Raw genomic sequence first — 11,686 nt, 5'->3', positions numbered from 1 at the left:
TTATAACCCTAATTTTAAATATAGATATACAAATATACAAGTCATTCCAGCAAGCATAAATACTGCATAGAACCGTACATTTGCATTTTGTATTAATGCTACTTTTCTTCCAATAGCTACAAAATAGATTGAAGATTTCATAATAAATGCATCAATAATTTTTGCATCTAAAACTTTATCAATAAAACAAGATATTGCTTTTGAAGTTTTAACAAATAAAATATCATAAAGCTCATCAACATAAAGTTTTCTTCCAACAAAACCAAGTTCAAGCTCAGGTTTTTCTAAATCAAATCTTGCATATTTTTTGTATGCAATAAATATACCAAAAGAAGCAACTAGAACTGAAAGAGCCATTAAAATATACTCTGTACTGTGAGATAGAGTAATTGTTTTTGAATTTAAGCTTCCAAGCCAAGTATCTACCATATGTGTTCCACCAAATATAGAAGGTAGATTTAAAAACCCAGCTGTAACAGCACCTACTGCTAATACTACAAGTGGAAATGTAATAGTTTTGCTTGTATATACGTACTCTTTTTTATGATGATTTGGTGTAACAAAAACTACAAAATATAGTCTAAACATATAAAATGCAGTTAAAAATGCAGTAAATAAAGCAATACCATAAATTAAGTAGTGACCTTCTTGAAATGCAGCTGCTAGTATTGCATCTTTAGAGAAAAATCCAGAAAACGGTGGAATTCCTGAAATTGCAATAACCCCTATTAAAAATGTTGCAGAAATTATTGGCAATATTGCTCTATGTTTAGCAATATTAAAAATATTTTGTTCATGATGTAGTGCAATTATAACTCCACCAGCACCCATAAACAGCATTGCTTTAAAGAATGCATGAGTGAAAACATGAAATAATCCGCTTGAGTAAAATCCAAGTCCAACAGCTATAAACATATAACCTAATTGACTCATAGTTGAGTATGCAAGGATTTTTTTAATATCTGTTTGTTTTGTTGCAATAATAGCAGCAAGAAGAGCTGAAAATGCTCCAATATATGCTATAAATATTCCAATTTCTTCTATTCCTGTATATAAGAAATGGAATCTTGCAACCATATAAACCCCAGCTGTAACCATTGTTGCTGCGTGGATTAATGCTGAAATCGGTGTTGGACCTGCCATTGCATCTGGAAGCCAAGTATATAGTGGAATTTGAGCTGATTTTCCCATGGCTCCTACAAATAATAATACTCCAGCTAATAAAAGCCAACCATTTGATGCATTTGATAAATTTGCTTCAATTGAAGAAAAAGATAAGTCAACTTGACCTAATGCAAAAAATAGTGTTGCAACTCCTAAAAGGAATCCAAAATCTCCAACTCTATTTACAATAAATGCTTTATTTGCAGCAATAACATTATTTTTTTCACCATAATAAAACTTGATTAAAAGGTATGAACAAACTCCAACACCTTCCCAACCTATAAATAAAATTATTGGATTATCTGCAAGTACAAGAATTAACATTGATGCTAAGAATAGATTAAAGTAAGCGAAAAATTTACCAAAACCTTCATCATCTTTCATATAACCAACAGCATAGATGTGAATTAACCAACCAACAAAAGTTACAAACATTGACATAAAAATAGATAAATTATCACCTAAAAATGCCATGTCAACATTTAAGTTTTCAACATTTAACCATGTAAATATATGTTGTTTAAATATAATTTTTTCTTCAATCATTCTTAAAAAGAGACTAAGAGTTATTAAAAAAGAAATTAAAGGAGTTAAAGTTCCAATTATTGCAAAATAATTTTCTGATATTTTTTGTTTTTTGATATTATAAAAATATAAACCACCATTTAAAATAGCTCCAAGTAAAGGAGCTAAAATTATCCAAACTAAAAGATTTGTACTCATCTTTTTTCTCCTTGAGATAGAGATGTAAATAGATCTGTATCCAAAGATTTTTTAGATCTAAACAGCAATATTACTATTGATAGGAATATTGCAGCTTCAGCCGCAGCAATTGATATAACCATAATTGAAACAATTTGAGGATCAATATTAAAATGATATCTTGCAAACGCCACTAAAAATAGATTTACACCATTTAGCATAAGCTCAAGTGACATATAAATCACAAAAATATTTCTTCTAGCAATTACTCCAATCGCACCAATTGAGAATAAAATCATAGATACAAAAGCATAAGAAGTTAGTGATATCATCTTTTTAATCCTCCTTTGAAGTTATTTTAGTTTTTCTTCTTTTTGCAAGAACAACAGAACCTACTAGTGCAATTAGAAGCAAAATTGATATTAACTCAAATGCTATAATCCAATCATTATAAAGAATAAGTCCAACCGGTTTTATAGTTCCAAAATCACCTTCAATAGGATATAAATCTTTACTAGGCAAATTTGATACAGCTTTTAAAACCAAAAGATTTAGAGGAATCATTAAAATTGCACCAAAACCTATAAGCATAAATTTTTTAGGTTCTTTTGGTAAATCCTCTTCTTTGATATTTAAAAACATTAAAATAAATAGAATTAAAGCCATAATAGCACCAGCATAAACGATAATTTGAACCATAAACAATAAAGTAGCATTTAAAAGTGCAAACATTCCAGCAACACTTAGCATAGTAATCAAAAGTCCCAATGCACTAAACATTGGGCTTTTATAAACTAGCATAGCAATAGCACCAGTAATTGCAAAAAATGCTAAAGCAATAAATAGTATATCAGCCATTATTCAAAATCCTTTGATCTCTCATTTTTCATAAGAGCTTTTTTATCTAATACAAACTCTTCTCTAGTTGAAGCTGTAAAAGAGAAAATTCCAGTATCCATTCTAATTGCATCACATGGACAAGCTTCTACGCAATACCCACAAAATACACATTCAAGAAGGTCTATTTTAAACTCTTTTGGTCTTTTTTCATCAACACCATCAAATCTTTCTTCAGCTTCTATAAATATACATTCAGCAGGACATGCTGTTGCACACATAAAACAAGCAACACATTTTTCTGTTCCATCATCATGTTTTGTAAGTCTATGAACACCTCTATATCTTTCTGTTATATCTGTTGGTTGAACCTCTGGATATTGTAAAGTATTTAATCCTTCTACATCTCTTAGATTTTTAAAGAAGTGCTTAAAAGTTGTTTTCATTCCACCAGCAATAGCAGGAATGTATAGCTTATCTCTAAATGAACTTCCATATCTTGGTACTATTTTTATTGCCATCTTAATTTCCTAACACAACAACAATTGCTGTTATTACAATATTTAATAAAGCTAGAGGTATTAAAACTTTCCATCCTAGCATTTGTAGTTGGTCATATCTAATTCTTAAAACAGTCCATCTAACCCACATATAAACAAAAGCCATCATGAAAAATTTAACCATAAAAGTTCCAACTTGAAGAACTGCAGTTGCAATATTTACTCCATTTGTTCCAAGCCCAGTTACTAAAAATGATATTAAAACTCCCATGATTACTAAACACAATGACCAGAAAATAACAGTTAATATTTTCGTCTCTTTTTCTCTACTTGTATCGTTTCCAACTCTTTTGTTATTTTTCTTCATCCATCTTGTAAATATAAATATTTTAATAGGGAGTAAAATAATTATTGCCAAAATAACATAATTTATATTTGATTGAATAGTTGCTGTATCCATCCAAGGAATTTGATAACCACCAAAAAATAGCGTTACTATTAATGCACTTGAAGCACTCATAGCTGCATATTCACCAACTTGAAAAAGTCCAAATTTCATTGCACTATATTCTGTATGATATCCAGCAACTATTTCACTCTCACCTTCTGCTAAGTCAAATGGAGCTCTATTTGTCTCTGCAAATGAACAAACAATAAATATAATAGCAGCTAAAGGTTGAATAAATATTCCCCACATAGGAATAACTCCCAAATAAGTTCCTGTTTGTGCATTTACAATATCAGTTAGGTGAATTGAACCATAAGATACAATCATAGAAATAATTGCTAATCCCATAGCAGCTTCATAAGATATAACTTGTGCAGAAGCTCTAATTGAACCTAGAAGTCCATATTTACTTTGAGATGAATAACCACCTAAAATAATTCCATAAACACTAAGTCCAGCAAATGCTAAAAACCACATAATTCCAAGTTCATTTGGTATAGCTTGCATTATGTGAGCTTTTCCATCTATTGTTAAAACATCAGCATAGGGAATAACTGCAAAAGTTAAAAAAGAAGCTATAAATACAATAGCAGGAGCAATTGTAAAGAAAAACTTATGTTTTATATGTGAAGGTGTGAAATCCTCTTTAAAGATAAGTTTTAACATATCAGCAACTGCTTGAACAAGACCACCTAGTCTTATAACTCCAATGCTACATCTGTTTGGACCACTTCTATCTTGAATAAATCCAGCAATTCTTCTTTCCCACCAAACCCAAAGTGGTGTTAGCCCAACGGCAAGAACCACTGATAAGGCAATATTTACAATAATTATAATTGTAGTACTCATATAGTTCCTTTTTCAATCATAGATTTAATATTCTCTATAATTGTTGTAATTGTAGGCATAGGACTATTTTTATCTAATTTAGAAACAACTTTTTGTCTTATTCCATCACAGTTTATGTATGAACCACTTTTTTCATAAAAAGATGCAACAGGAATTGCAATATGAGAGTTTCCTACACTTAAACAGTGGTGAGAGAATAAAGAGATAAGTTTTTTATTTTCAAGTAAATTTAACTTATCTTCAAAATAGCTATTTTCTAAAACAAAAATAGTTTTTGCTTCACTTAAAGCTTTGTCAAAAAACTCTTTAGTTTCATCTATTTCAAGTTCTTTAAAAGATGCTCTATTAGCAGTTTTATCAGCTTTTTTTAACCAATCATCTGCAAAAGATTCATCAATATTATTTGGAGAATAACCACTTAATTTGATATTTAATTTACTTGCTAGTGCTTTTACATTTATCATCTCTTCATAAGATAAATTAGGACTTAAAAGTATTAATTTATTTTCATGACTTGATAACTCTTTGAAGATATTAATAATAGCATTTGAAATATTTGTCTCATTTTTATTAATTAATGCAGTTGTAAATCTATTTGTTGCATCATTTTCATAAGATAATCTTCCATAATCACACATAAACCAACCGTTTACTGCTTTATTTGTTCTTGGTCTAAATCTATAAATCATATCATCTTTATATTTCTCTTTTCTATGATCTACATTTATGTTACACCCTTTTGAACAACCATTACAAATAGCCTCAAAACTTTGTAAGAACCAAACTCTTTGTTTAAATCTAAAATCTTTACTCGTTAATGCTCCAACAGGACATAAATCAACAACATTCATAGCATATGGATTATCCAAAGGTCGCCCTGGAAATGTTCCAATAACTGAGTGATCTGTTCTATCTATAACTCCTAGTTCGGCTGTTTTTGTAATATCTTTACAAAATCTTACACATCTAAGACAAAGTACACATCTCTCTTGATCTAACATTACGTTTGAACCTAAATCAACTCTTTTCCTTGCATGATTTTTATCATCAACATTTACTCTTGAAGCATAAAAACCAGATTCCATATAGTAATCTTGTAGTTTACACTCACCAGCTTGGTCACATGTAGGACAATCTATAGGGTGATTTATAAGTTCAAGTTCTAAAATATCTTTTCGAACACTCTCTATTTTCTCACCTTTTGTTCTTACAATCATTCCATCTTTTATAGGTGTGTCACAGGCAATTTGAGGTCTTTTTTGACCTTCAATTTCAACCATACACATTCTACAATTTCCATCTTTTCCCAACGCTTGATGATAACAAAAGTGAGGGATATGGATTTTTTCATCCAATAGTTTATCAATTAACAAGCTACCTTTGGCAGCTTGAAATTGAACTCCATTAATTGTTATACTAACTTGATCAGCCATAAATTCATATCCCCTTATTTTTTATTTACCTGTATATAATTGTCTAGGTCTAGCAATTTTATGTTTTGGATCTCTTTTAAACTCTGCCCATTGAGCAATCCAACCTGGAGTTCTTCCAATAACAAAAATAGGTGTAAACATCTCTACTGGAATTTTAAGAGCTGTTAAAATTACTCCTGAATAGAAATCTATATTTGGATATAAACCTCTTTCTTTAAAGTAATCATCTTTTAATGCAGCTTCTTCAACAGCTGTTGCAATGTCAATTAATTTTGAATCAAGATTTAATTTCTCTTTTAATTTACCTTGTAAATCTCTTAAAGTATCAGCTCTTGGATCTCTATTTTTATAAACTCTATGTCCAAATCCCATAAGTCTAAATGGATCATTTTTATCTTTTGCTTTTGCTATAAAACTAGCAACATTTTTAACATCACCAATCATTCTTAGTTGATCCATAACTTTTTCATTTGCTCCACCATGAGCTGCACCCCATAGTGCTGATATACCAGATGCAATTGCAACATAAGGGTGAGCTTCTGTTGAACCTACATTTCTAACAGTTGTTGTAGAAGCATTTTGTTCGTGATCTGCATGAAGAGTTAAAATAGCATCTAGTGCATCAACTTCGATTTGAGTAATCTCTTGATTTTTTCCATTTCCTAAATATTTCATTTTTCCACCTGGATATGCTCTTAACATATACAAGAAGTTTTCTGTGAAATATCTATCTATATCTGGATAAATCATTGGTGTTCCAATTGAGTTTCTATATGCCATAGCTGCAATAGTTGGCATTTTTGCCATAATTCTATTTTGCATAGTTCTGAACTCTTCTTCATCTTCTAAATGTAAATGATCTTTGTAAAATGCAGATAGTGCCATTGTTGAAGCTGCCATTGTTGCCATAGGGTGAGCTTTATCAGGAAGAGCATCAAATAATCTAATAATTCCCTCATCAACAAAAGATCTATGTCTAATCTCTAAATCTAAATTTTTTGATTCAGTTTCATTTGGTAATCTTCCATTCATAAGTAAGAAAGAAACATCTAAAAATGAGTGTTTACCAGCTAAATCAGCTATATCATAACCTCTATATTTAAGCTCCGAGTTTTCACCATCAATAAACGTAATTTTTGATTCACAAGCAGCAGTTGAAGTATATCCAGGGTCAAATGTAAACATTCCTGAATCTCTATAAAATGTAGAAATATCTACAACAGATGGTCCTCTTGTACCATCAACAATATTGTACTCATAAGTTTTACCATTTCTATTGTCAGTAAAAGTCATTGTATTCTTTGCCATTTTGTTCTCCTTATTTTAATTTTAAAACTAATCTATGCTTTTTTAATATAAGCGTCAAATTCACTTCTAAATTTCTTTACAATACTTGCTATTATATCCTTAACAGCAGGTGCGAAAACACAAACTGTTTTTCCATTCATAGTTTCGCAAACATCAAGTATAGTTTGTAAATCATTTGAAGACCCACAACCTTCTATAATATCTCTTATAATTTTATCAATCCAACCACAACCTTCTCTACAAGGTGTACATTGTCCGCACGACTCATGATGATAAAATTCAATAATGTTTTTTGCAACTTCAACCATACATGCGCTATCATCAATTACAATCATACCTCCTGTACCTAAAGTTGAACCTATATCCCACATAGACTCATAATCCAATACAGCTTTTTCTACTTCATCAGCTGTTAATATTGGACATGAAGTTCCACCTGGAATAATAGCTTTTAGTTTTTTACCTTCAAGCATTCCACCACCAACTTCATTTAAGAAGTCAATCATTTTATTACCATATTGAAGTTCATAAACTCCTGGATTTTTAACAGGTCCTGAAATAGCAAAAAGCATAGTTCCTGGAGATTTTGGCGTACCATATTTTGTATAGCCTTCAGCTCCATTTTCTACAATATTGGGAACCGATGATATAGTTTCAACATTATTTACAGTTGCAGGGTCTCCATAAAACCACTCACACTCTTTTCCATGTGGTTTTAATCTTGGGTGTCCTCTTTTACCTTCGATTGATTCAATAAGTGCAGATTTTTCTCCACAAATATATGCTCCACCACCTCTATGAACTGTAATATCAACTTTAAAATCATATTTATCCATGATTTTATCACCAATAATTTTTGCTTTATAAGCTTCTTGTATTGCTTCATTTAATCTGTCAATAAAGAACTTGTACTCACCTCTTATATAAATATAAGCATGATTTGCTTGAATTGCCCAACAAGTACAGATAATTCCCTCAATTAAAAGGTGTGGATCGTATTGAAAAATTTGTCTATCTTTAAAAGTTCCAGGTTCACTCTCATCCCCATTTACTATTAAGTATCTAGGTCTTTCATCAACAGGAGGCATTAGCTCCCATTTAGGACCACAAGCAGCTCCTCCTCCACCTTTTCCTCGTAGACCTGATTTAGTAACTTCAGCAGTTACATCTTCAGGTTTCATAGTAAAAAGTTTATCTATAGAAGAGTATCTTCCATTTGCAAGAGCAACTTCTAGCTTATGTGAATTTGGGATATCAAAATTTTTACTTACTATTTTAGTTATCATTTTTACACTCCCAGATTATTTTTTCTAACTTCTCTTTTGTTAGTTTTCCGTGATAAACATTGTTTAATGCAATCATTGGAGCATCTCCACAAGCACCTTGGCACTCTACTTCACTAAAAGTAAAAAGTCCATCTGTACTTGTTTGACCTGGTTCTAATCCTAAAGTCTCTTTTATGTAAGCTTTTAACTCTCTTGCACCCATAAGCATACAAGATACTGTTTTACAAAGTTCAATATGGTGTTTCCCAATTGGTTTTAAGTTAAACATAGTATAAAAAGTTGCTACTTCATATACTTGCATTGGACTTTTTTCTACTTTTTGTGCTACATAAACCATAGCTTCTGGGCTTACCCAACCTTCTTGCTCTTGTACTAACCAAAGAGCTGGTAGCATACAAGAGTCAATTTTTGGATATCTAGAAGCATACTCTTGAAATTTCGCTTCATTTTGCGGTGTATATTTAAAACTACTCATTATCTATCAAACTCCCCAGCAATAAAATTCAAGCTTGCCATTGTAACAACAGCATCTGCTAGCATTGTACCTTCAACTATTTTTGAATAAGCAGCTAAAGAATAAAAACAAGGTGGTCTACATTTAACTTTGTATGGTCTTCCGCTTCCATCACTTACGATAAAAAACCCTAATTCACCATTTGTAGCCTCTGTTGAGCTATAGTACTCACCTTTTGGAACTAAAGTTCCTTCAAATGTAAGTTTAAATTGATTCATAAGACCTTCAATATTTCCATAAACATCTTTTTTATTTGGTAATATAAGATTTGGAGCATAAACATTTATAGCACCATCAGGCATATTTTTCATAGCTTGTCTTATAATTTTTATAGATTGAATTGACTCTTCAAATCTACACATCATTCTGTCATAAACATCTCCATGACTTCCTATAACTAAATCAAAATCAAAGTTTTCGTATCCATAATATGGTTTATCTTTTCTTAAATCATGAGCAACTCCAGCTGCTCTTAAGTTTGGTCCAGAAATACCATTTGCAAGTGCAAAATCAGCTTTTATAACTCCAATATCTTGTGTTCTATCATGGAAAAGTTTATTATGAGCTATTAAAGACAGAACATCTTCTATAGCTTTTTCAGATGTTTTTAAAACTTCTTCTAAATCTTTTTCAAAACCATCATATAAATCAAACTCTAAACCACCAATTCTTGTGTAAGTATTTGTAAGTCTAGCACCTGTAAGTTTTGATAACAAATCATAAGCTTGATCTCTTGCTCCAAATAAATACCATAAACTTGTAAGACCACCTAAATCAACCATATTTGCAGCATTACAAACAAAGTGGTCAATTATACGACTTAACTCACCAATAACAACTCTTATCATTTTTGCTCTTGGAGTTATCTCAATTTTCATCATATCTTCAATAGCTTTTGCCCATCCGATATTATTTAAAATAGCACTACAATAATTTAATCTATCTGTATATGGAATTACTTGTGAATAAGTGTGGTGTTCACAAGCTTTTTCAAAACCTCTATGTAAATAACCAATTTCAGTTACACAAGCAGCTATTGTTTCACCCTCAAGTGCAACAAAGTTTCTTATAGTTCCATGACTTGCTGGATGAGAAGGTCCAACATTTAAAAGCATTAAATCAGCTATCTCTTCATCTGTATATCCTTTTGATTTAAGAAGAGGTAACATCTCATCCATTAAATCTTCGGTTTCTGTACAAATTTGTCCTTGAGTTATTTTGTAATCTTTTCTTAAAGGATGTCCAACAAATTGTTTATGATTTAAAACTCTTTTAAGATTTGGATGGTTTAAAAATATAACACCATATTGATCATAAGCTTCTCTTTCAGCCCAATTTGCAGAATCAAAAATATCACAAACTGTATCAATACTTAAACTTTCATCACTTACAAATGCTTTTACAGTAGTCTCTTTTTTGAAATCAGAGCTTCTTAAAACATAAACAACTGCAAATCTTGATGGTGTAGTGTCTGGAAATTTTGAATAATCAACTGCTGTCATATCTAGAAGAATTGTAAAATCTTCATCTTTTTTTAATCTTAAAAGAGTAGCTCTTAAATCTTTTGAATCAACTAATAAATCACACTTAAGCATCTAAAAATCCTTTGTACTCTTTAACTCTATCTTTAATAATTGACTCATTTTTAGCTTTTTCTTGAATTCTCATGATTGCATCAAGAACAGCTTCTGGTCTTGGTGGACAACCAGCAACGTACTCATCAACTGGAATAATCTCATCAATTCCTTGAACAGTCGCATAATTATCATAAAATCCACCGCTGCAAGCACATGCTCCCATAGATATTACCCATTTTGGTTCGCACATTTGCTCATATATTTTTTTCAAAATTGGAGCTTGTTTGTATGAAATAGTTCCAGCAACTATTAATAAATCTGCTTGTCTTGGAGAAAATCTTACAACTTCGGCTCCAAATCTTGAAACATCGTATCTTGAAGCAGCCACTGCCATAAACTCAATACCACAACATGCAGTTCCAAATGCCATAGGCCAAAGAGAATATGACCTTCCCCAGTTAATAGCTGCATCTAACTTTGTAGTAAGTATGCTATCGCCTAAACTTGATTCAACTCCTAATCCCATGATAAAGCCTTTTTCTTATAGATATAAATTAATCCAATAAACAACAGTCCCATAAAGATAAACATCTTAAATAGTCCAGCAACTCCCAGATCAACAACATTTACAGCCCAAGGAAACATAAAAATCACTTCTACATCAAAAAGTAAAAATGAGATAGCAACCAAATAGAATTTTACAGAAAATCTATTGTTTGTTGTTCCAATAGGATTTGTAATTCCACTTTCATAGACATTGTTTTTCATAACAGAGTCTTTATTTTGAGGACCAATAAATTTGGTAAGCATAAAAACAACTGCAAGAATTACCCCAATGGCAATAAATATAGCAGATGCTAAGATTAATTCAGCAGACATCTTTTTTCCTATTTTTATAAAATATAATCAGATTTTGATTGTACACAAATTTTTTAAACTAAACAATTTTAATGCTGTTTTATAATCAATTAAAAATATAAGTGTGAAAAAATGTAATACTTTCTAATCTTGACAAATTAACTATGTATAAAATATCTAAAATATAAGATTTTTCTTAATTAAAACTTA

Annotated in this window: 12 protein-coding genes; all 12 read right to left on the bottom strand. The window is 30.8% G+C overall.

What is annotated here, in order from left to right:
- The 12 genes from nuoL to ACRYA_RS08265 are packed head-to-tail and all read right to left on the bottom strand — an operon-like array spanning nt 1 to nt 11,497.
- Entirely contained in the window at nt 1-1,887 is a 1,887-nt protein-coding gene (gene nuoL / locus ACRYA_RS08320; RefSeq protein WP_105918217.1) for an NADH-quinone oxidoreductase subunit L, read from the bottom strand.
- A complete protein-coding gene (nuoK, locus tag ACRYA_RS08315) occupies nt 1,884-2,198 on the bottom strand; it encodes an NADH-quinone oxidoreductase subunit NuoK (RefSeq protein WP_105908392.1) in 315 nt (104 codons plus the stop codon). Before nuoK ends, nuoL begins: the two co-directional genes overlap by 4 nt.
- A 4-nt stretch (nt 2,199-2,202) precedes the next feature.
- The gene (locus ACRYA_RS08310; RefSeq protein WP_105914683.1) at nt 2,203-2,724 is read right to left on the bottom strand and encodes an NADH-quinone oxidoreductase subunit J family protein; all 522 of its coding nucleotides are present in this window, start codon (nt 2,722-2,724) and stop codon (nt 2,203-2,205) included.
- Complete coding sequence (locus ACRYA_RS08305) at nt 2,724-3,224, bottom strand: NuoI/complex I 23 kDa subunit family protein (protein WP_105914682.1); 501 nt, start codon at nt 3,222-3,224, stop codon at nt 2,724-2,726. The genes ACRYA_RS08310 and ACRYA_RS08305 overlap by 1 nt, the downstream gene beginning before the upstream one ends.
- Nucleotide 3,225: 1 nt before the next feature.
- Entirely contained in the window at nt 3,226-4,500 is a 1,275-nt protein-coding gene (locus tag ACRYA_RS08300; protein WP_105918216.1) for a complex I subunit 1/NuoH family protein, read from the bottom strand.
- Nucleotides 4,497-5,933, bottom strand: coding sequence for an NADH-quinone oxidoreductase subunit G (locus tag ACRYA_RS08295; protein ID WP_105918215.1), 1,437 nt, complete (start codon nt 5,931-5,933; stop codon nt 4,497-4,499). Before ACRYA_RS08295 ends, ACRYA_RS08300 begins: the two co-directional genes overlap by 4 nt.
- 21 nt (nt 5,934-5,954) lie before the next feature.
- Nucleotides 5,955-7,241, bottom strand: a complete 1,287-nt coding sequence (locus tag ACRYA_RS08290; RefSeq protein WP_105918214.1) for a citrate synthase — start codon at nt 7,239-7,241, stop codon at nt 5,955-5,957.
- Nucleotides 7,242-7,273: 32 nt separating this feature from the next.
- Nucleotides 7,274-8,527 carry an NADH-quinone oxidoreductase subunit NuoF gene (gene nuoF, locus ACRYA_RS08285; RefSeq protein ID WP_105918213.1) on the bottom strand — a complete coding sequence of 418 codons (1,254 nt, stop codon included), beginning with the start codon at nt 8,525-8,527 and terminating at the stop codon, nt 7,274-7,276.
- Nucleotides 8,517-9,002 carry an NADH-quinone oxidoreductase subunit NuoE family protein gene (locus ACRYA_RS08280; RefSeq protein ID WP_105913187.1) on the bottom strand — a complete coding sequence of 162 codons (486 nt, stop codon included), beginning with the start codon at nt 9,000-9,002 and terminating at the stop codon, nt 8,517-8,519. Before ACRYA_RS08280 ends, nuoF begins: the two co-directional genes overlap by 11 nt.
- Nucleotides 9,002-10,636, bottom strand: a complete 1,635-nt coding sequence (locus ACRYA_RS08275) for an NADH-quinone oxidoreductase subunit D (protein WP_105918212.1) — start codon at nt 10,634-10,636, stop codon at nt 9,002-9,004. The genes ACRYA_RS08280 and ACRYA_RS08275 overlap by 1 nt, the downstream gene beginning before the upstream one ends.
- Nucleotides 10,629-11,144: an NADH-quinone oxidoreductase subunit B gene (locus ACRYA_RS08270; protein ID WP_105911034.1), complete on the bottom strand. Its 516-nt coding sequence runs from the start codon at nt 11,142-11,144 to the stop codon at nt 10,629-10,631. The genes ACRYA_RS08275 and ACRYA_RS08270 overlap by 8 nt, the downstream gene beginning before the upstream one ends.
- Nucleotides 11,135-11,497 (bottom strand): NADH-quinone oxidoreductase subunit A, encoded by a 363-nt coding sequence (locus ACRYA_RS08265; protein WP_105911033.1) that lies wholly within the window; start codon nt 11,495-11,497, stop codon nt 11,135-11,137. Before ACRYA_RS08265 ends, ACRYA_RS08270 begins: the two co-directional genes overlap by 10 nt.
- Nucleotides 11,498-11,686 lie beyond the last annotated feature (189 nt).

The sequence above is a fragment of the Aliarcobacter cryaerophilus ATCC 43158 genome, assembly GCF_003660105.1.
GTDB classification, from domain to species: Bacteria; Campylobacterota; Campylobacteria; order Campylobacterales; family Arcobacteraceae; genus Aliarcobacter; species Aliarcobacter cryaerophilus.
Note: the sequence above shows the minus strand (reverse complement) of the source record. Positions and strands in the feature narration are given on the sequence as shown.

What these genes read in the sequence shown, in the direction of transcription:
- nuoL (WP_105918217.1), bottom strand. Translation starts at nt 1,887, where the DNA reads ATGAGTACAAATCTTTTAGTTTGGATAATTTTAGCTCCTTTACTTGGA.
- nuoK (WP_105908392.1), bottom strand. Translation starts at nt 2,198, where the DNA reads ATGATATCACTAACTTCTTATGCTTTTGTATCTATGATTTTATTCTCA.
- ACRYA_RS08310 (WP_105914683.1), bottom strand. Translation starts at nt 2,724, where the DNA reads ATGGCTGATATACTATTTATTGCTTTAGCATTTTTTGCAATTACTGGT.
- ACRYA_RS08305 (WP_105914682.1), bottom strand. Translation starts at nt 3,224, where the DNA reads ATGGCAATAAAAATAGTACCAAGATATGGAAGTTCATTTAGAGATAAG.
- ACRYA_RS08300 (WP_105918216.1), bottom strand. Translation starts at nt 4,500, where the DNA reads ATGAGTACTACAATTATAATTATTGTAAATATTGCCTTATCAGTGGTT.
- ACRYA_RS08295 (WP_105918215.1), bottom strand. Translation starts at nt 5,933, where the DNA reads ATGGCTGATCAAGTTAGTATAACAATTAATGGAGTTCAATTTCAAGCT.
- ACRYA_RS08290 (WP_105918214.1), bottom strand. Translation starts at nt 7,241, where the DNA reads ATGGCAAAGAATACAATGACTTTTACTGACAATAGAAATGGTAAAACT.
- nuoF (WP_105918213.1), bottom strand. Translation starts at nt 8,527, where the DNA reads ATGATAACTAAAATAGTAAGTAAAAATTTTGATATCCCAAATTCACAT.
- ACRYA_RS08280 (WP_105913187.1), bottom strand. Translation starts at nt 9,002, where the DNA reads ATGAGTAGTTTTAAATATACACCGCAAAATGAAGCGAAATTTCAAGAG.
- ACRYA_RS08275 (WP_105918212.1), bottom strand. Translation starts at nt 10,636, where the DNA reads ATGCTTAAGTGTGATTTATTAGTTGATTCAAAAGATTTAAGAGCTACT.
- ACRYA_RS08270 (WP_105911034.1), bottom strand. Translation starts at nt 11,144, where the DNA reads ATGGGATTAGGAGTTGAATCAAGTTTAGGCGATAGCATACTTACTACA.
- ACRYA_RS08265 (WP_105911033.1), bottom strand. Translation starts at nt 11,497, where the DNA reads ATGTCTGCTGAATTAATCTTAGCATCTGCTATATTTATTGCCATTGGG.